A 20,135-nucleotide genomic window follows, 5' to 3' on the forward strand; every position below is an offset into this window, starting at 1 on the left:
GCGTCGGTCAGGTCTAGACCAATGTTAGTGGGGCGGCCCGTCGGGGGAAAAGGGTACGTTTCTTACGGGGACGTGGCGTGCGATGAGGGAAGGCAGAGGGAGTCGGGCATGTTGGAGACCACCACCACGGGCGAGGCGGCCGCCGTCGCCGGGATGCGCGGACAGCGCGAGCCCAAATACTGGGCATTGAAACAGCACCTCCTCGATCTCTTGGACGTCCTCCCGCCGGGGTCGCCGATCCCGACCGAACGCGCGCTCGCCGGGGAGTTCACGGTCTCCCGCACCACCGTGCGCCAGGCGCTGGCGGACCTGACCGCCGAGGGCCGCCTGCACCGGGTGCAGGGAAAAGGCACCTTCGCGGCCGAGCCGAAGCTCGCGCAGCGGCTGCAGTTGTCGTCGTACACCGAGGACATGCGCAAGCAGGGCCTGAAGCCGTCGTCGAAGCTCTTGGAAGTCGAGGAGCTGCCGGTCGAAGGAGATCTGGCGAAGCTGCTCGGAATCCGCACGGGTGCGAAAATTCTTCGCCTTCGACGCCTTCGACTCGCGGACTCCCAGCCGATGGCGCTGGAGACCACGCACCTCCCGCTCGGCCGTTTCCGCGGGCTGCGCAAGCACGTCTCGCAGGGCGGCTCGTTGTACGCCGTTCTGCGCGAGCACTACGGGGTCGAACTCGAGCGTGCCGAAGAGACGATCGAGACTTCGCTCGCCGGACCGCAGGAAGCGGAAATGCTCGGCGCGGACGTCGGCATGCCGGTGCTGATGCTGACCCGGCACTCGTTCGCCACGGACGGCAAGCCGGTCGAATTCGCGCGCTCGGTGTACCGCGGCGACCGCTACAAGTTCGTGACGACGCTGCTGCCGTAGGGCGCGGTTGACGGGGATCACCGGGCAAGGTGGAGTTAGCAGGTGACTGCCACCGAAGACACCGGGATCCGGTGGGGGACGCGCGCCGCCCGCGGCGTGCTCGCCACCACCATCCTCGGTTCGGGCATGGCGATGCTCGACGGCACCATCGTCAACGTCGCCCTGCCCCGCATCGGCGCCGAGCTGAACGCCTCCGTCGCCGGGCTCCAATGGATCCTCGACGGGTACCTGCTCGCGCTCGCCGCGCTCATCCTCGTCGCCGGCTCGCTCGGCGACCGCTACGGACGGCGCCGCACGTACCTCGTCGGCGTCGTCTGGTTCGGCGTCGCCTCCGGGCTGTGCGCCGCCGCGACGTCCACCGAAATGCTCGTCGCGACGCGCATCCTGCAGGGCATCGGCGGCGCGCTGCTGACACCGGGGTCGCTCGCCATCCTCCAAGCGTCCTTCGCGCACGACGCCCGCGCCCGCGCGATCGGCGCGTGGTCCGGCCTCGGCGGCATCGCGGCCGCCGCCGGGCCGCTGCTCGGCGGGTTCCTCGTGCAGGTCTGGTCGTGGCGGCTGGCGTTCCTGATCAACGTGCCCATCGCCATCGCCGTGGTGCTGATGGCGCGGAAGTTCGTCCCCGAATCCCGTGACCCGGAGGCCACCGGCCACCCGGACTTCGGCGCCGCCGCGCTCGGCGCCGTCGGCCTCGCCGGGGTCACCGGCGCGCTGGTGGAGGCGCCGGGACGCGGCATCGGCGACCCGATCGTGCTGGTCGCGGGCCTGCTCGGGATCGCGGGGCTGGCCGCGTTCGTCCTCGTCCAGCACCGCTCGGCGGAACCGCTCGTGCCGCCGTCGCTGTTCCGCGACCGGACGTTCACGCTCTCGAACGCGCTGACGTTCGTCGTCTACGCGGCGCTCGGCGGGGTGATGATGCTGCTGGTCATGCAGCTGCAGGTGTCGCTCGGCTATTCGCCGACCGCGGCGGGGCTGGCCGGGCTGCCGCTCACGCTCGTCATGCTGCTGCTCTCCGGCCGCTCCGGCGCGCTCGCGCAGCGCATCGGTCCGCGCACGCAGCTGGTCGTCGGCCCGATCATCGTCGGCATCGGGATGCTGCTGATGCTGCGCATCGCGCCCGGCGCGTCCTACCTCGGCGCGGTGCTGCCGGCGGTCGTGGTGTTCGGGCTGGGCCTGGCGACGGTCGTCGCCCCGGTGACCGCGACGGTGCTCGCCGCGGCTCCGGACCGCTTCGCCGGCGTCGCCTCCGGCGTCAACAACGCGATCGCGCGCTCGGGTGGCCTGCTGGCGGTGGCGGTGCTGCCCGCGGCGGCCGGGCTGACCGGCGAGGCGTACGCGGACCCGGTGGCGCTCACCGCGGGCTGGCGGACGGCGCTGGTCATCTGCGCCGCGCTGGCCATCGCGGGCGGGCTGATCGCGCTGGGCATCCACAACGGCGTCCTCGAACCGCCGTCGACGGCCAAGCCCGACGACGAGTGCCCCCACCTGGGCGAGTGCTATCACTGCGGCGTCGAGGGCCCGCCGACGCACGTCCGCGGCGGCGGGACCCCGGTCGCCGGCTCCTAGTGCCCGGAGCGCCCCAATGTGGCGTTGGTTGCGTCTGACGCACCGAACGCCACATTGGGTGCGCTGGACGCACCGAACGCCACATTGGGGCGCGTGGGGCGGGGCTCTTAGCCCGCGAGGATCTCGGCGAACATCGCCGGGTCGGCGTTGCCGCCCGAGACGAGGACGACCGTCTTCCCGGCCGGCAGTTCCTCGGCGTGGAAGAGGTACGCGGCCGTCGTCACCGCGCCGCTGGGCTCGGCGACCAGCCGGGCCTGGCGGGCCAGGACGCGCATCGCTTCGCGGATCTCGTCCTCGGTGACCGTGACCATCCGGTCGACGACCTCCCGCAGGTGCGCGAAGGTCAGTTCGGACGGCTGCGAGCGCAGGCCGTCGGCGATCGTGCGGGCGCGGTCGGCCTGCGGCCAGCGGACCAGCTCGCCGCGCTCGAGGCTGTCCGCGGCGTCCGCGGCCAGTGCCGGCTCGACACCGATGACCCGCGCCCGCGGGCAGCGGGCCTTGATCGCGGTGCCGACGCCGGCCGCCAGTCCGCCGCCGCTGATCGGCACGAGGACGACGTCGACGTCCGGCAGGTCTTCGGCGATCTCCAGGCCCGCGGTGCCCTGCCCCGCGATGATGGCCGCGTCGTCGAAGGGCGGGACCAGGGTCAGGCCGCGTTCGGCCGCCAGTTCACGCGCTTTCGCCTCGTGCTCGCCGATCGGCACCTCGATCACCTCGGCGCCGTACGCGCGGGTGGCCTCGACCTTGATCCGCGGCGCGACGTCCGGCACGACGATCACCGCGGGCACGCTGTACCGCTGCGCCGCGTACGCGACCGCCTGCGCGTGGTTGCCGCTCGAGTACGCGATGACACCGCGTTCGCGCGCCGCGTCGTCGAGGGAGCCGATCGCGTTGAACGCGCCGCGCACCTTGAACGCGCCGATCGGTTGCAGGCTCTCGGGTTTGAGCCACAGGGTGCCGCGGGGATCCCACGTCTGGAGCAGCAGGGGCGTGCGCACGGCGACACCGTCGACGCGCTTCGCGGCGGCCTCGATGTCGGAGATCGTCACCAGTTCCATGTGCCGAGTATGTCAAGAAATCGTTCGATCCGGAGTGTCTATTGTGGACGGACAGAGTGGCCCTCCTCACGCCGCGGCAACGCGGGGAGTTCCTCGCGCGCCTTAAGCGTTGGACAAGGGGAGAAGACGGACTACCGGATCGGGATCATGACAAAGGAGAATTCAGCGGCTTCCGAAGGAAAGACGGAGGAAAAGTCGGGCCTGCGCATCGCGCAAGTGGCGGCGGCGGCGCTGGCGGCGGTGACCGCGGCGCTGCTGGGCTCGACGCTCGGCGTGGCGGGCACGGTGGTCGGCGCGGGCGTGGCGAGCGTGGTGTCGACGGTCGGCGGCGAGCTGTACTTGCGCTCGCTGCAACGCACGCGTGAAGCGGCGCTCAAGGCCCGGGTGCTGGCGACGTCGGGGATCCGGCGGCGAGGTTCCGTCGAACCGGGGGAAATCCCGATCACCGAACAACCCACGGTCCAGCTGCCGAAACCCGGGGAAGGCGGGCCGTCGCGGCTGCGGAAACTGCGCTGGCCGTTGATCATCGGCACCAGCGTGGCGGCGTTCGCGGTGGCGATCCTGGCGATCGTCGGCTTCGAGTCGGCGACGGGCACCCAGATCGGCGGCGGCACGGGCACGAGCATCGGCAAGATCTTCGGCGGCGGTGGCCACACCGATACGACCCCGTCGACGACGCCCACCACCGGCACGAGCGACACCCAGGTGTCTCCGACGGAGACGACCACGACCCCGTCGGACACGTCGACGGCCCCGACGACGTCGTCGCCGACCCCCACCACGACACCGAGCACGTCGACGCAGCAGCCGTCAACCTCGGCCCCGGCCACGACGACCCCGCCCACCAGCCAGGGCGCGGCGACCACCCCGACCCCGTAAAGCCGTGAAGGCCTCCTTACCGGTCAAAAACGCCGGTAAGGAGGCCTTCACGGACTTGCTCAGGCGAGGCGGGAGCGGAGGGCGCGGGCGGCGGCCTCGGGGTCCTCGGCCTCGGTGATCGCGCGGACGACGACGATCCGGGACGCGCCGGCCTCCAGCACCGCGGGCAGGCGGTCGCCGTCGATGCCGCCGATCGCGAACCACGGGCGGTCGGGGGCCGCCGAAGCGACCGAGCGCACCAGGTCCAGGCCCGGGGCGTGGCGGCCCGGCTTCGTCGGCGTCGGCCAGCACGGGCCGGTGCAGAAGTAGTCCACGCCCGGCTCCGAAGCCGCGGCGAGGGCCTGGTCGACCGAGTGCGTCGAGCGGCCGATGACGACGTCGTCGCCGAGGATGCGGCGGGCCAGCGGGACCGGGATGTCGTCCTGGCCGAGGTGGAGCACGTCCGCGCCGACCGCCAGCGCTACGTCCGCCCGGTCGTTCACCGACAGCAGGGCGCCGTGGCGGGCGCACGCCTCGGCCAGCACCTCCAGCGCCGCGATCTCGCCGGCGGCCTCCAGTGCGCCGGTCTTGTCGCGCAGCTGGATCACGTCGACGCCGCCGGCCAGGGCCGCGTCGGCGAACGAAGCGAGGTCGCCGCGGGAAGTGCGTGCGTCCGTGCACAGGTACAGGCGCGCGGCGTCGAGGCGCGCGCGGATCTTGTCACCGGAGAGGGCGGGCATAGCGGCGACCGTACATCGCGAGTTAGGGTGGACGGGTCCGCACGGGAGCCCGAGGCACGGGCTGAGAGGGAGCTGCCGCTCCGACCGTGGAACCTGATCCGGGTCATGCCGGCGCAGGGAGCGTGATTCCATGACGAACCTGGCAGTGGTGGGCGGCGGCGTGATCGGCCTGTCCGCGGCGTGGTGTGCCGCGAAGGCGGGCCACGACGTCACCGTCCACGATCCCGAGCCCGCTCGCGGCGGTGCGTCCTGGCTGGCCGGGGGCATGCTCGCCCCGGTCACCGAGGCCTGGCCCGGCGAAGAAGACGTGCTCAGCCTCGGCGAAGCTTCGCTGAAACGCTGGCCCGGCTTCGCGAGCGACCTCGCACAGGAAGGCGTCGACCCCGGACTCGCCGAGCACGGGACGCTCGTCGTCGCGTTCGACAGCGCCGACGCCGGGCACCTCGACATCCTCGCCGGCTACCTGCACTCGATCGGCCGCGCGGCCGAACGCCTGACCAGCCGGGAGACCAAGCGGCTCGAACCCGGCGTCGGGTCCGTCCGAAGTGGACTGCACGTGCCCGGCGACCTGGCCGTGGACAACCGGAAACTGCTCAACGCGCTGTACGAGGCCTGCGTCAACCACGACGTCCGGTTCGTGCGCGAGCGCGTCGAAAGCCTGCCGGACGCCGAAGCCGTCGTGCTCGCCGCGGGCGCGTGGACCGGGCGGCTGCACCCGCAGCTGGCCGGGGCCGTCCGGCCGCTCAAGGGCGAGATCCTGCGGCTGAAGCCGCGTCGCGGCTGCCTGCCGCCGCCGCCGCACACCGTGCGGGCCGTCGTCGAGGGCCGGCCGATCTACCTCGTGCCGCGCGGCGACCAGGAGCTCGTCCTCGGCGCCACGCAGTACGAGGCCGGCTTCGACCGGGCGGTCACCGCGCGCGGCGTGCGCGAGCTGCTCGAAGGCGCCGAACGCGTCTTCCCCGCGATCACCGAGTACGAGCTGGCCGAGACCGCGGCCGGCCTGCGGGCCGCGAGCCGGGACGTGCTGCCCTACATCGGTGTCCTGGACGACGGCGTCTTCGCCGCGACCGGGCACCACCGCAACGGCCTGCTGATGGCCCCCGTGACCGCGGCCGCCGTCCTCGCCTGGCTCGACGGGGCGGAGCCACCCGAAGGCGTCGAAGCGGCCTCGCCCGCCCGGCTGCACCAGAAGGAGCACGTGTGATGGAGATCAAGCTCAACGGCGAGTGGACCGAGTTCCCGGACGGCGCCACGGTCGCCGACGTCCTCGACGCGTCCGGCGGCCAGCGGCCCGGGATCGCCGTGGCGGTCGACGGCGTCGTCGTCCGGCGCGCCGACTGGGCGGCCACCCCCGTGCCCAAGGGCGCGGGCGTCGACGTGCTCACCGCGGTCCAGGGAGGCTGAAGTGGACGAAGAACCGCTGGTCATCGGCACCACCAAGCTGACGTCCCGGCTGATCATCGGCACCGGCGGCGCGGCGAACCTCGCCGTGCTCGAACGCGCGCTGGTCGCCTCCGGCACGGAGCTGACCACCGTCGCCATGCGCCGCGCCGACGCCGAAGGCGGCTCCGGTGTCCTGGAGCTGCTCAAGCGGCTCGGCATCGAGCTGCTGCCGAACACCGCGGGCTGCCGCACGGCCGCCGAGGCCGTGCTCACCGCGCAACTCGCCCGGGAAGCGCTGGAAACCGACCTGATCAAGCTCGAGGTGCACGCCGACGACCGGACGCTGCTCCCGGATCCGTTCGAGACCCTCGACGCCGCCGAACGGCTGGCCGCCGACGGGTTCACCGTGTTCGCCTACACGAACGACGACCCGGTGCTCGCGCTGCGCCTGGAGGAGGCGGGCTGCGCCGCGGTGATGCCGCTGGGCGCGCCGATCGGCACCGGCCTCGGCATCCGGAATCCGCACAACATCGAACTGATCGTCTCGCGAGCGGGCGTGCCGGTGATCCTGGACGCCGGAATCGGCACGGCGTCCGACGCGACGCTGGCGATGGAGCTCGGCTGCGACGCCGTCCTGCTGTCCACGGCCGTCACCCGGGCGGCCGATCCGGAGCGGATGGCTTCGGCGATGCGTTCGGCCGTCGTGGCCGGTCACCTGGCCCGTGGCGCAGGCCGGGTGCCCCAGCGCTTCTGGGCGAAAGCGTCGAGTCCACCCCGGTGAACCGGAGCGCCTTCACGCCGAACGCGCACATCGAACCCGTAAGGTGGACGGCACTTTCCGGCGCACCGGCGGCGGGGCAGGGCAGAAGGAGCCAGCCGTGACGAGCACATCGGTCCAGGACGTCTCGGGCAGGTTGTACCTGGCCGTCGGCAGGCTGTCCCGGTCATTGCGGCAGGCCGGCGTGCCGGGCCCGGGCCACGGCGCGATTTCGGCGCTGGCGACGCTGGTGAACTCCGGCCAGCTCCGCCTGGGCGACCTCGCGGCCAAGGAGGGCGTCGCCGCGGCGACGATGTCGCGGATCATCGCGTCCCTGGTCGAGGCCGGGTACGTGAGCCGCGAGTCCGACCCGGTCGACCGCCGGGCGTGGCTGGCGAAGGCGACCGAGGAGGGCGAGCGGCTCGTCTCCGGCGTCCGGTCGACACGGGTGCAGGAGCTGAACCGGCGGCTGGACCGGCTTTCGCCCGAGCACCGCGAAGCCCTGACGGCGGCGATCCCGGCGCTCGAGGCCCTGATCGCGGACGACTGAGCTAGCCCGCGAGCCGGCGCGTGATCCGGTCGAACAGCTCCGTCAGCGGTTCGCCGATGTCCCGGCCGAAATCGGTCAGCCCGTAGGTGACCTGGGGTGGCGTCGTGGGCTCGACCCGCCGCCAGACCAGGCCGTCCGCCACCAGCGCGCGCAGGGACTGCGCGAGCATCTTCTCGCTGATGCCCTGGATGCTCTCCCGCAGCTCGAAGAACCTGAGATCGGTGCGCCGCAAGGAGATCAGCACCCAGATGCCCCACCGGCTGGTGACGTGGTCGACGACGTCCCGCGCGGCGCAGTCAGTGTGAAACACCTCATAGCGAGCCTCGGGACCGGTCGGGGTGAGCTGCGAGCCTCCGGTCATGTCCGGAGCTTACCCAGAGGTATGTACTTACCAGAAGTTAGCCCGACTCCTACCGTCCCGATCACCAGGAAATCGGACGAAGGAGCTGTTCATGATCGTGGTGACCGGGGCTACCGGGAACGTGGGCCGGCCGCTGACGCGGGCGCTGGCCGAGGCGGGGCAGCAGGTGACGGCGGTGTCGCGGCACGCCGCGGCGGTGCCGGACGGCGTCGAGCACGTGGTGGCGGACCTCGCCGACCCCGCCGGTCTCGGGCCCGCGCTGGCCGGCGCGAAGGCGTTGTTCCTGCTGCTGTCCGGCGACCTGCACGCCGTCGGGGCCAACCCCGCCGACGTCGTCGGCCGCGCCGTCGACGCCGGGGTCGGCCGGGTCGTCCTGCTGTCCACCCTGGGCGTGGTGACCAGGCCGTTCGGCACGACGCGGGTCGCGATGCGCGAGCTGGAGGACGTGGTGCGGGAGTCCGGCGTCGACTGGGCCATCCTGCGGCCCGGCGGCTTCGCGTCCAACGCCTTGTGGTGGGCCGAAAGCGTCCGCACGCAGCGCGTCGTCGCGGCGCCCTTCGGCGACACCGGCGTGCCGATCATCGACCCGGCGGACATCGCCGAGGTCGCCGCGGCCTGCCTGGTGGACGACCGGCACACCGGCGGCGTCTACGAGCTGACCGGGCCGGAGGTGATCACGCCGCGCGGGCAGGCGGAGGCGATCGCCGCCGCGCTGGGCTCGCCGGTGCGGTTCCACGAGCTGACCCGCGAGGAGGCCAAGGCGGGCATGACGCGGAGCATGCCGGGGGAACTCGCCGACGACACGCTGGACATCCTCGGCTCGCCGAGCCCGGCCGAGGTGCGCGTCCGCCCCGACGTCGAGCGGGTCCTCGGCCGGCCGCCGCGTACGTTCGCGGACTGGGCCGCCCGAAACGTCGCCGCGTTCCGCTAAGCGGCCCGCTGCCGCAGCTCGGCGAGCTCCGCGCGCAGGGCGCGGAGCTCATCGAGGATCTCCTGGTTCGCCGCCGCCTGGGTTTCGGCCTGCTTCGCCTCTTCCTCGCGGATGTCCTGGCGCAGTTCGTCCTCCATGCCGCTGACCACGACGGCGATGAAGAGGTTCAGTACCGCGAAGCTGGACACCAGGATGTAGACGACGAAGAAGATCCACGCCAGCGGTGCCTGTTCCATGATCGTCTTCGCGATGTCCGGCCAGGCTTCGCCGGTCATCACCTGGAACAGGGTGAACAGCGACGTGCCGAGGTCGCCGAAGTCGCCCGGGTCGATGGCGCCGAACAGCTTCGTCGCCATCACCCCGGCCACGAAGATGATCAGCGCGAGCAGGGCGGCGATCGAGGCCATGCCGGGGATCGCGGCGAGCAGCCCGGAGACGACCTTCCGCATCGACGGCACCACCGAGATCAGCCGCAGCACCCGGAGCACGCGCAGCGACCGCAGCACCGCGAACGGCCCGGTCGCCGGGATCACCGCGATGCCGACGACGAGCAGGTCGAAGACGTTCCAGTTGTCGCGGAAGAAGGCGCCGCGGTAGGCGTAGAACTTCGCCAGCAGCTCGGTGACGAAGATGCCGAGCGCGAGGTGGTCGAGCGCGTGCAGGAGATCGCCGTAGCCGGCCATGATCGACGTCGACGTCTCCATGCCGAGGGTGACCGCGTTGAAGACGATCACGGCGATGATGAAGTTCTGGAAGCGGCGGTCTTCGAGGACCTTCGCCGCCCGCTCGCGTCCGGTCAAGGCCGTCCCTCGCTTGGTTCAAGGATCAGTAAACCCGTTCGGCGGCCAAGATATCTTGCGACGAGAGAGGGGAAGCGCATGGGTGAAGGCCCCGAAATCCCGCTGTCCCGGCTGCGCGAAGTGACCGAACTCCTGCTGGCGCAAGCGGAACGCGCCGGCGGCTCGGTCGCGCTCCGGCACGACCTGTTCTGGGAGCTGACCCCCGGGCAGCGTTACGACCTCGACCGGGAGCCGTCGGAGCACACGATCGGGCAACTGAGCGAGTCGTGGGCGCAGCTGGTGGCGATGGCCGACGACCCGGACCGGGCCGTCGGCTACGGGCTCGTCTGGCTGGCCGACGTCCTGCGCGCGCTCGGGCAGCAGTCGCTCGGCTGAGCCTCAGCGTTCCTCGGGCGCCAGCCGCCAGAACGCCGACACCGGGCCGACCTTCGCGCCCATCGGGTAGGCGTGCTCGACCGCGTGCGAGACGAACCACTTGCCGTAGCGGGCCGCCTCGACCACGGACATGCCCTTCGCGAGCCCGGCGGTGAGCGCCGACGCCATCGTGTCGCCCGCGCCGTGCGTGTGCGGGGTCGAGTAGCGCTTGCCCGGCAGCTCCACGAACGTCGAGCCGTCGAACAGCAGGTCCACGCACTCCGGGTCCGACTGCAGGTGGCCGCTCTTGACCAGGACGTACCGCGGGCCCATCCGGTGCAGCACCACGGCCGCGGTGTGCATGCCTTCGCGGTCGGTCACCGTCATCCCGGTCAGCAGCCGGACTTCGTCGAGGTTCGGGGTCAGCACCGTCGCGCGCGGGAGGAGTTCGTCGCGCAGCGCGTGCAGGCCGGCCTCGTCGAACAGCGGGTGGCCGTGCATCGACGCCGCGACCGGGTCGACGACGAACGGGATCTTCTCGTCGCGCCCGATCTCCGCGCGGTCGCACGCGGCCGCCACCGCGTGGATGATCTCGGCCGACGCCAGCATGCCCGTCTTGGCCGCGCCGACGCCCATGTCCGCCGCGACCGCCTCGATCTGCCCGGCCACGATGTGCGGCGGCAGGTCGGCGCGGTCGTGCACGCCGAGCGTGTTCTGGACGGTGACGGCGGTGACCGCGACCAGGCCGTGCACGCCGCACGTCAGGAACGTGCGCAGGTCCGCCTGCAGCCCGGCGGCGCCGCCGGAGTCCGACCCCGCGATGGTCAACGCCGTAGGAATCATGGTTTTCCCGACTTCTGGTCTAGGCCAATCAGCCTCTTTTGCTTCATCAACAGTCAACCACGGTGAGACATTATGAAGATTACTCACGTTCGAAGGAGCCTGGATGAAGCTCTTCTCGGTGGCAATCCTCACGGCGGCGCTCGTGCTCTCCGGGACGACCGCGGCCAACGCGGACAGCCCGAAGCTGTCCCACGTCACGACCGTCGGCGTGCACAACACCTACGACCCGGCGGCCTACGGCTACCTGGCCCAGGCGCTCGACGCCGGCTCGTCGCTGATCGAGCTGGACGTCTGGCCGGACTTCTTCACCCACGAGTGGAAGGTCAGCCACTCGAACCCGCTGGGGAACAGCAACAACTGCGTCGCGGCCACCTCGGCGTCGCAGCTGTACAGCGGCGGCACGAACAAGAACCTCGAGTACTGCCTCGACGACATCCGGATCTGGCTCGCGGCCCACCCCGGGCACGCGCCGATCACGCTCAAGCTCGAAATGAAGACCGGGTTTTCCGACAACACCGGCATGGGCCCGGACGAACTCGACGCCACCTTCCGCTCGCACCTCGGCAGCGTCGCCTTCCGCCCGGCCGAACTGCTCGGCGGCTACGGCACGCTCGACGACGCGGCCAAAGCGGACAACTGGCCGTCGGTGGACGCGTTGCGGGGCCGGGTGATCACCGAGATCATCCCCGGCACGGTCGAAGAGGGGAACCCGACCGACACGCTGAAGACCGACGTCGAGTACGCGCGCTACCTGGTGGGGCTCAAGAACGCCGGCAAGCTCGGCGACGCGAACATCTTCCCGACGGTGCACGGCGCGGCCGGCGGTGACCCGCGCGACAAGTACACCGCCGACCTCAAGCCGTGGTTCGTGGTGTTCGACGGCGACGCGAACGCGTGGGTCACGCAGACCGGGCCGTGGTGGTACGACGCCAACCACTACTACCTCGTGATGACCGACGCGCAGAACGTCGCACCGGCCATCGACGCCCACAACCCGACGGTCGACCAGGCCAACCAGCGCGTCGCCGATTTGGCGAAGCAGCACGCGTCGGTGGTGACCGCGGACTGGACCGGGCTCACGACGGTGCTGCCGCAGGTGGTCGCGCGGGGTTAGAGCGGCGAGTCCGAAGTAGACGCCCACCGGTCGGGGTGGTCGATCGGCGCTCCGTTCACCACGCGCGGGTAACGATCCGCCCGGACCGGCAACACCCCCGCCGGTCCGGGCGACTCACGGGACGCCGGTGTGACGGGCTTTCGCGTGGAGGTGACCGGGCGTGACCGGATTCTTCGACTGGGTCGACCGGGCGATCGGTGAACCGCCCGAGACGATCCCGGACATCAAGGGCTCCGACGAGGGGCCCGAGCCCGACGGCGGGACGACTGTCGCGGACCCGAATCCGCCCGACTACCCAGGATGATCCCCAGCACGTGGCTGGCTGTCGTCCTGTTCCTGATCGTCGTCGCGCCCGGGTTGTTCTTCGACCTGCTCGGCGCTCGCCGACGGGTCGAGGCCGCCGAATCGGCGTTCCGCGAGATCGGCCGGGTCGCGCTGGGCAGCTTGGGTTTCACCTTGGTGACGCTTCTGCTGCTACTGGGCGTGCGGTGGGTTTTCCCCCGGCTGCTCTTCGATCCGAAGTCGCTGATCCTCGGCGGCAGCGCCTACCTGGCGGAGCACTACGGCCAGGTGGTCCTGACGATCGTCGCGGCGACCGTGGTTTCGCACGCGTTCGCTTTCGGCCTGCACAAGTGGCTCGCCCGGCGGCAGGGCGAGACCTACCGGAAGATCAGCGTCTGGGGTAAGGCGTTCCGCGACGGCGTGCCGCCCGGGCATGCGGTGTTCGTCCGGGTCCGCTTGTCCAGCGGACTGGTGTACACCGGGCAGGTCGAGAACTTCACCGCGGACCTGCCGATGGCGGACCGCGAGCTGCTCCTGCGGAAACCGCTGGCGGCCAAGCTCGACGCGGACAGTGCCCTCAGCCCGCTGCCCGACGTGTATGACCGCGTAGTGCTCCGCGGCTCGGAAATCGACGTGATCAGCGTGGAGTACCGGCGAGTCCCGCCGAGCGCCGGGAAGAAGCGGCTTCAGCGATCCAGCACCCAGAACGGCGACACCGGACCCACTCCCTTGCCCAGCGAGTAGGACTCCGCGACACACCGTTCGATGAACTTCTTCCCCGCCGCCACGGCGTCCGGCACCGACGCGCCCTTCGCCAGTTCCGCCGTGATCGCCGACGCCAGGGTGTCGCCGCCGCCGTGGGTGTTCTCCGTGATGTACCGCGGACCGCTCAGTTCGAGGAACTCGCGGCCGTCCGACAGCAGGTCGACACACTCGGAAGTGCCCAGCATGTGCCCGCCCTTGACCAGGACCCAGCGGGAGCCGAACTCCAGCAGGGCTTCGGCCGCCGCGCGCTGGGTGGCCGCGTCCGTGACGGAAACCCCGGTCAGGAGCCGGACTTCGTCGAGGTTCGGCGTGATCAGCGTCGCGCGGGGGAACAGCTCCGTGCGGATCGCCTCCAGCGCGTCCTCACGCAGCAGGGAATGCCCGGTCATCGACGCCGCCACCGGGTCGACGACCAGCGGGAAGTCCAGGCCGAGCTCGTCCAGGGTCTTCGCCACCGAGCGGATGATCTCGGCCGTCGCGAGCATGCCCGTCTTCGCCGCGTCGACGCCCATGTCGGACGCCACCGCCTTGATCTGCGCGCACACGACGTCGGCCGGAATCTCCGTGAAACCCTGCACGCCCAACGAGTTCTGCACGGTGACCGCGGTCAGCGCCACGAGCCCGTGGACGCCGTTCGCGAAGAACGTCCTCAAGTCGGCCTGGATGCCCGCACCACCGCCGGAGTCGGAACCGGCGATGGTGAGGGCGGTGTGCGGTGTCACGGTTGCACCACGGGCAGGTAGACCTTGCCGCCGGACTCGGTGAACTCCGCCGACTTCGAAGCCATGCCGGCCTCGATGGCCTCCACAGTGGACAGACCGTGCTCCTCGGCGTACTTGCGGACGTCCTGCGTGATCCGCATCGAGCAGAACTTCGGCCCGCACATCGAGCAGAAGTGCGCGGTCTTGGCCGGCTCGGCGGGCAGCGTCTCGTCGTGGAACGAGCGCGCGGTGTCCGGGTCGAGCGAGAGGTTGAACTGGTCGTTCCAGCGGAACTCGAAGCGCGCCTTCGACAGCTCGTCGTCCCACTCCTGCGCGTACTTGTGGCCCTTGGCCAGGTCCGCGGCGTGCGCGGCGATCTTGTACGTGATCACGCCGGTCTTGACGTCGTCGCGGTTCGGCAGGCCGAGGTGCTCCTTCGGCGTGACGTAGCACAGCATCGCCGTGCCGTACCAGCCGATCTGGGCCGCGCCGATGGCCGACGTGATGTGGTCGTACGCCGGGGCGATGTCCGTCGCGAGTGGACCGAGGGTGTAGAACGGGGCCTCGCCGCAGAGCTTCTCTTCGAGCTCGACGTTCTCCTTGATCTTGTGCATCGGCACGTGGCCGGGGCCTTCGATCATCACCTGGACGTCGTGCGAGCGCGCGATGTGCGTCAGCTCGCCCAGGGTTTCCAGCTCGGCGAACTGGGCGCGGTCGTTGGCGTCGGCGATCGAGCCCGGGCGCAGGCCGTCGCCAAGGGAGAACGTGACGTCGTACTGCCGGAGGATCTCGCAGAGCTCCTCGAAGTGCGTGTACAAAAAGGACTCTTGGTGGTGCGCCAGGCACCACGCGGCCATGATCGACCCGCCGCGGCTGACGATGCCGGTGACGCGCCGCGCGGTCAGCGGGATGTAGCGCAGCAGCACGCCGGCGTGCACGGTGACGTAGTCGACGCCCTGCTCGCACTGCTCGATGATGGTGTCGCGGTAGACCTCCCACGACAGCTTTTCCGGTTCGCCGTCGACCTTTTCCAGCGCCTGGTAGATCGGCACGGTGCCGACCGGGACCGGCGAGTTGCGGACGATCCACTCGCGCGTCTCGTGGATCCGCTTGCCGGTGGAGAGGTCCATGATCGTGTCGGCGCCCCAGCGGGTCGCCCACACCATCTTGTCGACCTCTTCCTCGACCGACGACCAGACGGCCGAGTTGCCCATGTTGGCGTTGATCTTCACGAGGAAGTTCTTGCCGATGATCATCGGCTCGGACTCGGGGTGCTTGCGGTTGACCGGGATCACCGCGCGGCCGCGGGCCACCTCGTCCCGCACGAATTCGGGCGAAACCCGTTCGCGCGCGGCGATGTACTCCATTTCCCGCGTGATGACGCCCTGTTTGGCCCAGCCGAGCTGGGTGTTGTGCTCCCGCCCGTCGGCCCAGCCGGCCCGCAGCCGATGCAGTCCACTGTGGACGTCGATGTCCGCTTCGGGATCGGTGTATGGGCCCGAAGTGTCGTAGACGTCGAAGTGCTCACCGTTGGACAGATCGATCCGGCGAGCCGGCACGCGGAGCCCGGATTCGGTCTGGTGGTACACCTTGCGCGAGCCGGTGATCGGCCCGGTCGTCACGGAGACGGCAGCATTGTTTTCCAATGTCGTCAACGACTTTCACTCCCTACGCCGGCATTACCCGGTCAGGTTCATGCGGTCGGTGACGCCTGCGAAACGCAAGTCACCCTCTCAGCCCGCCATGGCGCGAGCTCCCGCGTTGGTGTTGTAACCCCGACCATGCCACGCCGACGCGCGATACTCAAGTCAGGTCACCTCACCCGACCAGTTCGGCGGGTGTGGCGTAGACGTCGACCATGGCTCCGTTGCGCAGCACGGTGATCGGGAGTGCGGTGCCGATCACTTCCGCGAACAGCTGCCGCTGGATGCCCTGGGCGTCGGAGACGCGGGTGCGGCCGACGGTCAGCACGAGGTCGCCCGCCTTGAGGCCCGCGCGGTCGGCCGGGCCGCCGGAGACGACTTCGCGCACCCGCAGCCCGGCGCTCTGCCCGGTGCGCTCGGCGACGTCGTCCGGCAGCGGCGCGGGCACGCCGACGACGCCGAGGTAGGCGCGCCGCACCCGCCCCTCGACGACGAGCGTGTCGATGATCCGGCGGGTGGTCGCGTTGATCGGCACGGCGAGCCCGAGCCCGACGCCGGCGACGGCGGTGTTGACGCCGACGACGCGGCCGGCGGAGTCGGCGAGCGCGCCGCCGGAATTGCCGGGGTTGAGGGCGGCGTCGGTCTGGATGACGTCCTCGATCACGCGCCCGGCGCGGCCGTGGCGCACCGGCAGGGCCCGGCCCAGCGCGCTGACGACGCCCGCGGTGACGGTGCCGGAGAACCCGAGCGGGCTCCCGACGGCCACGACGAGCTGCCCGACGACGAGCCGGTCGGCGTCGCCGAGTTGAGCGGCCGACGGCGTTTCGCCGCGCGCCCGCAGCACGGCGAGGTCCGACAGCGGGTCGGCGCCGACGACGTCGAAGGGCACCTCGCTGCCGTCGGCGAAGGTCGCAACGCCGCGTCGGTGGTCGGTGACGACGTGGGCGTTGGTGAGCAGGTGACCGTCGTCGGCGAAGACGACGGCCGAGCCGCTGCCGCGCGCGAGCTGGACCCCGGCGACGTGCGGGGTGACGGTCTTGGCGACGGTGCTGACCGCGCGCGAGTAGGCGTCCATCGCGTCTTCCATGAGGGCACCTCGATTACACCGTTGCAGGTACTACAAGTGTGCGCCCGGTCGAGCGGGAAGTCCGTTCGCTGCTGGTGAACTCAGCCCTCGAGAGCCACGGTGACGCCAAGCCGACCAACAGCCCGCCTTGGGGTTGCCGATGTTCGTGACGAGACCGGAGCGGAAGCCCGCGCCGGGCCGAATCTCCTTCTCCTCGCCGGAACTCCGGAAGAACAGCGCCTTGATCCCCAGGTAGATCAGGAAAAGCTCGCCCGCGAAGCGCAGGATGTCCTACGCCACTTGGAAGCGGCGAGCACCGCGGTCAGGCCGAACACCGCCGTGAGCCCCCAGAATGCGACGCCGGCTTCGATACCGGCGATGGTCGCGAGCAGGTTCGGCATCGCCCGAGCGTGCGCGAGCCGGACACGCTGGGCAAGCGGATTACCGGACCAGTGACGGTCAGTGGTTCACCGGATCGGACCATGCGCCGGTGAAGATTCGGCGGCAGACTCCCAAAGCGCTTCTGTAACGGTGCAGAAGCGATCTTCTGTGGGGTTGATATGCGCAAACTCATCTTCGGCGCCCTCGCCGGGCTGCTGGTCACCGGCCTGATCCCGGGGATCGCGGCGGCCCAGGGCGAGGCTCCTGGCGCCCCGGGTGCCCATCCCAGCTGGCTGCCCGCGAACAAGACCGGCTTCGGCACGGCACACGACCGCTCGAGCAACGTCTGGTTCACGCTCCAAGGCGGCCAGATGTCCGAGGTCTACTACCCGGACCTGTCGACGCCGAGCGTCCGGTCGATGAACTTCGTCGTCACGGACGGCCGCGGCTTCGCGACCATGGACTACACGGCGAAGTCCCAGCAGGTCCGGCGGACCGACGACGACAGTTTGGTCTACGAGCAGACCGTCACCGACGACCAGCACCGCTGGCGCCTGCGCAAGACCTACGTCACCGACCCGGCCGCCACGACCGTGCTGGTGGACGTCGACTTCCAGTCGCTCACCGGGCGGCCGTACCAGCTCTACGCGGTCGCCGACCCGGACCTGACCAACGACGGCTCCGACGACTCGGCCGCGCGGCAGGGTGACGCGCTCACCGCGCAGGACGCCACGAACGCGGCCGCGCTCACCGCGATGCCCGCCTTCACCAAGACCAGCGTCGGCTACGCGGGGGCGTCCGACGGGAACACGCAGCTCACCAAGACCTTCAAGCTGAACACCTACGACACCGCCGCGAAGGGCAACGTCCTGCTGACCGGGCAGACGAGCGCCGACGGCGTCCGGAACCGGCACGTCACCCTCGCGCTCGGCATGGGCGCGAAGGCCGCCGACGCGCTCGGCAGCGCGCGGGCGTCGCAGCGACGCGGCGTCCGCGACATCACCCGCGCGTACGACCGCGGCTGGGCGCAGTACCTGCGCGGGGTCAGCAAGCCGCCGTCGTCGCTGAAGACCGACGCCGAGCGTGACCTCTACAAAGCGTCGATGCTGACGCTCGCCGCGAGCGAGGACAAGCACCACCCGGGCGCCTTCATCGCGTCGCCGAGCATGCCGTGGCGGTTCGGCAACAACGACCCCGAGTGGTCGCCGTCCGGCACCTACCACCTGGTCTGGCCGCGGGACCTCTACCAGATCGCGACCGGCCTGGCCGCCGGTGGCGACAAGGCGGCGGCGAACCGCGCGGTGTCCTACATGTTCGGCACACAGCAGCAGGCCGACGGGCACCTCCCGCAGAACAGCCGGGTCGACGGCGTGCCGTACTGGACGTCGATCCAGCTCGACGAAACCGCGTTCCCGATCGTGCTGGCCCAGCAGCTCGGCCGCACCGACCTGTGGCCCGGCGTCAAGAAGGCCGCCGACTTCATCATCGGGTACGTGGGCCCGAACGGGCAGCCGTCGCCGTACACCCAGCAGGAGCGCTGGGAGGAGCAGGACGGCTGGTCCCCGTCGACCATCGCCTCGGTGATCGCCGGGCTGGTCTGCGCCGCGGACCTGGCTTCGCACACCGGCGCGGCCGCCGACGCCGCCCGGTACCTCGCCGCGGCCGACAAGATGAAGGCCGACCTGCCGAAGCAGACGATCACCACGAACGGGCCGCTGTCGAAGGACCCGTACTTCGTCCGCCTCACCAAGGACGCCAACGCGAACGCCGGGACGACGTACAACCTCGGGAACTCGAGCGTCACGATGGACCAGCGCGCGGTCACCGACGCGGGCTTCCTCGACCTCGTGCGGCTCGGCGTCTACCGGGCCGACGACCCGGTGATCCGCAACAGCGTGCGCGTCACCGACAAGGAGATCGCCTTCACGACGCCGACCGGGCAGTTCTGGCACCGGTACACGAAGGACGGCTACGGCGAGCAGGCCGACGGTTCGCCGTGGGACTACACGTTCCCGGCCGAAAGCCGCACGACGTTCGGCCGGCTGTGGCCGCTGCTGGCCGGCGAGCGCGGCGAGTACGAGCTGGCGCTCGGCGATCCGGCTTCGGCCGCGCGGCGGCTGCGTGACCTCGGCCGGGTGAGCAGCTCGGCGGAGACCATGCCGGAGCAGGTGTGGGACGAGAACCCGCCGTCGGGCCAGACCGGCTTCCCGGCCGGCACGCCGAACACGTCGGCGACCCCGCTGGCCTGGACGCACGCCCAGTACGTCCGGCTCGCCTGGGACGTCAAGGCGGGCACGGTCCTCGAAACGCCTCGCGTGGTCCGCTGCCACTTCCTCGGCTGCTGAAAAGCCGTGAATGCCACATTGAGAGACTTTAGGTCTCTCAATGTGGCATTCACGGACCTTGATCAGATGACGGCGCCGTCGTCCTCGGGGGTCTTGGGCGGGAGCCACGAGTTGCCCGGGACGCCCCACTTGTTGTGCTTCAGCATCTTCTTCGCCGCGCGCGCGTGGCGGCCGACCAGGCGGTCCAGGTAGATGTAGCCGTCCAGGTGGTCGGTCTCGTGCTGCAGGCAGCGCGCGAAGTAGCCGGTGCCCTCGACCTCGATCGGGGTGCCGTCGACGTCGGAGCCGGTCACCTTCGCCCACTTCGCGCGGCCCGTCGGGTACGACTCGCCGGGCGCCGACAGGCAGCCCTCCCAGTCGTCGTCCGGGTCCGGCATGGTCTCCGGGATCTCCGACGTCTCGAGCTTCGGGTTGACGACGACGCCCTTGTGCCGCACGCCCTCGTCGTCCGGGCAGTCGTAGACGAACACCCGCAGGTCGAGGCCGATCTGGTTGGCCGCGAGGCCGACGCCCTCGGCGGCGTACATCGTCTCGAACATGTCGTCGACGAGCGTGCGCAGCTTCTCGTCGAACTCGGTGATCTCCCGAGTCGGCTGGTGCAGCACGGGTTCGCCGGCGATAACGATGGGGTGGATGGTCACGGCGAGCCAGTTTAGTCGGACCCTTCTGGTAGACCTGCATCAGACCGTGACGCGCCGGGGTCGATGCCCACGTCGGCGGCCGCTTCCGTGGTTGAATGGCGCCCGCGGAAGAGCTAGGTCTGATTCGCCATA

Annotated in this window: 23 protein-coding genes and 2 riboswitches; of the genes, 13 read left to right on the forward strand and 10 right to left on the reverse strand. The window is 70.8% G+C overall.

All coding sequences use genetic code 11. The features are described 5' to 3' along the window. Positions 1–108: 108 nt before the first annotated feature. Positions 109–864 (forward strand): GntR family transcriptional regulator, encoded by a 756-nt coding sequence (locus H4696_RS37835; protein WP_086862822.1) that lies wholly within the window; start codon positions 109–111, stop codon positions 862–864. A 42-nt stretch (positions 865–906) separates the two neighbouring features. Further along, the gene (locus H4696_RS37840) at positions 907–2,430 is read left to right on the forward strand and encodes an MFS transporter (RefSeq protein ID WP_086862823.1); all 1,524 of its coding nucleotides are present in this window, start codon (positions 907–909) and stop codon (positions 2,428–2,430) included. 107 nt (positions 2,431–2,537) lie between these two features. Here the strand turns inward: H4696_RS37840 and H4696_RS37845 are convergent, their stop codons facing one another. Then, a complete protein-coding gene (locus H4696_RS37845; protein ID WP_086863248.1) occupies positions 2,538–3,488 on the reverse strand; it encodes a threonine ammonia-lyase in 951 nt (316 codons plus the stop codon). 147 nt (positions 3,489–3,635) lie between these two features. Between H4696_RS37845 and H4696_RS37850 the strand changes: the two genes are divergently transcribed. After that, a complete protein-coding gene (locus tag H4696_RS37850) occupies positions 3,636–4,367 on the forward strand; it encodes a hypothetical protein (protein ID WP_086863247.1) in 732 nt (243 codons plus the stop codon). A gap of 59 nt (positions 4,368–4,426) precedes the next feature. On the opposite strand, the gene thiE is transcribed toward H4696_RS37850, so the two are convergent. Continuing rightward, a complete protein-coding gene (gene thiE / locus H4696_RS37855) occupies positions 4,427–5,086 on the reverse strand; it encodes a thiamine phosphate synthase (protein WP_086863246.1) in 660 nt (219 codons plus the stop codon). A 31-nt stretch (positions 5,087–5,117) separates the two neighbouring features. After that, positions 5,118–5,223: riboswitch (TPP riboswitch) on the forward strand. Between thiE and thiO the strand changes: the two genes are divergently transcribed. From thiO to H4696_RS37875, 4 genes are all read left to right on the forward strand, one after another. Beyond that, on the forward strand, positions 5,217–6,290 hold the full coding sequence (gene thiO / locus H4696_RS37860) for a glycine oxidase ThiO (protein WP_086863245.1): 1,074 nt from the start codon (positions 5,217–5,219) through the stop codon (positions 6,288–6,290). Its footprint overlaps the riboswitch before it by 7 nt. Then, complete coding sequence (thiS, locus tag H4696_RS37865) at positions 6,290–6,490, forward strand: sulfur carrier protein ThiS (protein ID WP_086863244.1); 201 nt, start codon at positions 6,290–6,292, stop codon at positions 6,488–6,490. Before thiO ends, thiS begins: the two co-directional genes overlap by 1 nt. Before the next feature lies 1 nt (position 6,491). Then, on the forward strand, positions 6,492–7,250 hold the full coding sequence (thiG, locus tag H4696_RS37870) for a thiazole synthase (RefSeq protein ID WP_086863243.1): 759 nt from the start codon (positions 6,492–6,494) through the stop codon (positions 7,248–7,250). A gap of 97 nt (positions 7,251–7,347) precedes the next feature. Beyond that, positions 7,348–7,776, forward strand: a complete 429-nt coding sequence (locus H4696_RS37875; protein WP_086863242.1) for a MarR family winged helix-turn-helix transcriptional regulator — start codon at positions 7,348–7,350, stop codon at positions 7,774–7,776. 1 nt (position 7,777) lies between these two features. On the opposite strand, the gene H4696_RS37880 is transcribed toward H4696_RS37875, so the two are convergent. Further along, on the reverse strand, positions 7,778–8,137 hold the full coding sequence (locus H4696_RS37880) for a winged helix-turn-helix transcriptional regulator (RefSeq protein ID WP_086863241.1): 360 nt from the start codon (positions 8,135–8,137) through the stop codon (positions 7,778–7,780). 91 nt (positions 8,138–8,228) lie between these two features. On the opposite strand from H4696_RS37880, the gene H4696_RS37885 reads away from it, so the two are divergent. Next, complete coding sequence (locus H4696_RS37885) at positions 8,229–9,068, forward strand: SDR family oxidoreductase (RefSeq protein ID WP_086863240.1); 840 nt, start codon at positions 8,229–8,231, stop codon at positions 9,066–9,068. Here H4696_RS37885 and H4696_RS37890 read toward each other — a convergent pair. Beyond that, positions 9,065–9,868 (reverse strand): ion transporter, encoded by an 804-nt coding sequence (locus H4696_RS37890; protein WP_086863239.1) that lies wholly within the window; start codon positions 9,866–9,868, stop codon positions 9,065–9,067. The genes H4696_RS37885 and H4696_RS37890 overlap by 4 nt on opposite strands. Before the next feature lie 78 nt (positions 9,869–9,946). Between H4696_RS37890 and H4696_RS37895 the strand changes: the two genes are divergently transcribed. Beyond that, positions 9,947–10,243, forward strand: coding sequence for a hypothetical protein (locus H4696_RS37895; protein ID WP_086863238.1), 297 nt, complete (start codon positions 9,947–9,949; stop codon positions 10,241–10,243). A gap of 3 nt (positions 10,244–10,246) precedes the next feature. Here H4696_RS37895 and thiD (H4696_RS37900) read toward each other — a convergent pair whose 3' ends face one another. Further along, positions 10,247–11,065: a bifunctional hydroxymethylpyrimidine kinase/phosphomethylpyrimidine kinase gene (thiD, locus tag H4696_RS37900; protein WP_086863237.1), complete on the reverse strand. Its 819-nt coding sequence runs from the start codon at positions 11,063–11,065 to the stop codon at positions 10,247–10,249. A gap of 103 nt (positions 11,066–11,168) precedes the next feature. Between thiD (H4696_RS37900) and H4696_RS37905 the strand changes: the two genes are divergently transcribed. The 3 genes from H4696_RS37905 (at position 11,169) to H4696_RS37915 (ending at position 13,205) form a co-directional block, all read left to right on the forward strand. Further along, on the forward strand, positions 11,169–12,179 hold the full coding sequence (locus H4696_RS37905) for a phosphatidylinositol-specific phospholipase C domain-containing protein (protein ID WP_086863236.1): 1,011 nt from the start codon (positions 11,169–11,171) through the stop codon (positions 12,177–12,179). 160 nt (positions 12,180–12,339) lie between these two features. Beyond that, a complete protein-coding gene (locus H4696_RS37910) occupies positions 12,340–12,483 on the forward strand; it encodes a hypothetical protein (protein ID WP_158104385.1) in 144 nt (47 codons plus the stop codon). Continuing rightward, entirely contained in the window at positions 12,480–13,205 is a 726-nt protein-coding gene (locus tag H4696_RS37915; RefSeq protein ID WP_086863235.1) for a DUF6338 family protein, read from the forward strand. Before H4696_RS37910 ends, H4696_RS37915 begins: the two co-directional genes overlap by 4 nt. Here the strand turns inward: H4696_RS37915 and thiD (H4696_RS37920) are convergent. From thiD (H4696_RS37920) to H4696_RS37935, 4 genes are all read right to left on the reverse strand, one after another. Further along, on the reverse strand, positions 13,148–13,948 hold the full coding sequence (gene thiD, locus H4696_RS37920) for a bifunctional hydroxymethylpyrimidine kinase/phosphomethylpyrimidine kinase (protein WP_086863234.1): 801 nt from the start codon (positions 13,946–13,948) through the stop codon (positions 13,148–13,150). The two genes, H4696_RS37915 and thiD (H4696_RS37920), sit on opposite strands and share 58 nt — an antisense overlap. Beyond that, complete coding sequence (gene thiC / locus H4696_RS37925) at positions 13,945–15,582, reverse strand: phosphomethylpyrimidine synthase ThiC (RefSeq protein ID WP_276328951.1); 1,638 nt, start codon at positions 15,580–15,582, stop codon at positions 13,945–13,947. The genes thiD (H4696_RS37920) and thiC overlap by 4 nt, the downstream gene beginning before the upstream one ends. After that, positions 15,576–15,697: riboswitch (TPP riboswitch) on the reverse strand. Its footprint overlaps the gene before it by 7 nt. Before the next feature lie 48 nt (positions 15,698–15,745). Further along, the gene (locus H4696_RS37930) at positions 15,746–16,657 is read right to left on the reverse strand and encodes a S1C family serine protease (RefSeq protein WP_086863232.1); all 912 of its coding nucleotides are present in this window, start codon (positions 16,655–16,657) and stop codon (positions 15,746–15,748) included. Positions 16,658–16,893: 236 nt separating this feature from the next. Beyond that, the gene (locus tag H4696_RS37935) at positions 16,894–17,037 is read right to left on the reverse strand and encodes a hypothetical protein (protein ID WP_158104384.1); all 144 of its coding nucleotides are present in this window, start codon (positions 17,035–17,037) and stop codon (positions 16,894–16,896) included. Between the two features lie 159 nt (positions 17,038–17,196). Between H4696_RS37935 and H4696_RS37940 the strand changes: the two genes are divergently transcribed. Then, complete coding sequence (locus tag H4696_RS37940; protein ID WP_192782759.1) at positions 17,197–19,362, forward strand: glycoside hydrolase family 15 protein; 2,166 nt, start codon at positions 17,197–17,199, stop codon at positions 19,360–19,362. A 62-nt stretch (positions 19,363–19,424) separates the two neighbouring features. Here H4696_RS37940 and H4696_RS37945 read toward each other — a convergent pair whose 3' ends face one another. Next, a complete protein-coding gene (locus H4696_RS37945) occupies positions 19,425–20,003 on the reverse strand; it encodes a peptide deformylase (RefSeq protein ID WP_086857645.1) in 579 nt (192 codons plus the stop codon). Between the last annotated feature and the right edge of the window lie 132 nt (positions 20,004–20,135).

Source organism: Amycolatopsis lexingtonensis (assembly GCF_014873755.1).
GTDB lineage: Bacteria > Actinomycetota > Actinomycetes > Mycobacteriales > Pseudonocardiaceae > Amycolatopsis > Amycolatopsis lexingtonensis.

Bases quoted from the DNA above. Each gene is read 5' to 3' on its own strand.
- H4696_RS37835 (WP_086862822.1), top strand. From the start codon at position 109: ATGTTGGAGACCACCACCACGGGCGAGGCGGCCGCCGTCGCCGGGATG.
- H4696_RS37940 (WP_192782759.1), top strand. From the start codon at position 17,197: ATGCGCAAACTCATCTTCGGCGCCCTCGCCGGGCTGCTGGTCACCGGC.
- thiD (WP_086863237.1), bottom strand. From the start codon at position 11,065: ATGATTCCTACGGCGTTGACCATCGCGGGGTCGGACTCCGGCGGCGCC.
- H4696_RS37930 (WP_086863232.1), bottom strand. From the start codon at position 16,657: ATGGAAGACGCGATGGACGCCTACTCGCGCGCGGTCAGCACCGTCGCC.
- H4696_RS37885 (WP_086863240.1), top strand. From the start codon at position 8,229: ATGATCGTGGTGACCGGGGCTACCGGGAACGTGGGCCGGCCGCTGACG.
- H4696_RS37845 (WP_086863248.1), bottom strand. From the start codon at position 3,488: ATGGAACTGGTGACGATCTCCGACATCGAGGCCGCCGCGAAGCGCGTC.
- H4696_RS37850 (WP_086863247.1), top strand. From the start codon at position 3,636: ATGACAAAGGAGAATTCAGCGGCTTCCGAAGGAAAGACGGAGGAAAAG.
- H4696_RS37880 (WP_086863241.1), bottom strand. From the start codon at position 8,137: ATGACCGGAGGCTCGCAGCTCACCCCGACCGGTCCCGAGGCTCGCTAT.
- H4696_RS37915 (WP_086863235.1), top strand. From the start codon at position 12,480: ATGATCCCCAGCACGTGGCTGGCTGTCGTCCTGTTCCTGATCGTCGTC.
- H4696_RS37895 (WP_086863238.1), top strand. From the start codon at position 9,947: ATGGGTGAAGGCCCCGAAATCCCGCTGTCCCGGCTGCGCGAAGTGACC.
- thiE (WP_086863246.1), bottom strand. From the start codon at position 5,086: ATGCCCGCCCTCTCCGGTGACAAGATCCGCGCGCGCCTCGACGCCGCG.
- thiO (WP_086863245.1), top strand. From the start codon at position 5,217: ATGACGAACCTGGCAGTGGTGGGCGGCGGCGTGATCGGCCTGTCCGCG.
- H4696_RS37905 (WP_086863236.1), top strand. From the start codon at position 11,169: ATGAAGCTCTTCTCGGTGGCAATCCTCACGGCGGCGCTCGTGCTCTCC.
- H4696_RS37935 (WP_158104384.1), bottom strand. From the start codon at position 17,037: ATGCCGAACCTGCTCGCGACCATCGCCGGTATCGAAGCCGGCGTCGCA.
- thiS (WP_086863244.1), top strand. From the start codon at position 6,290: ATGGAGATCAAGCTCAACGGCGAGTGGACCGAGTTCCCGGACGGCGCC.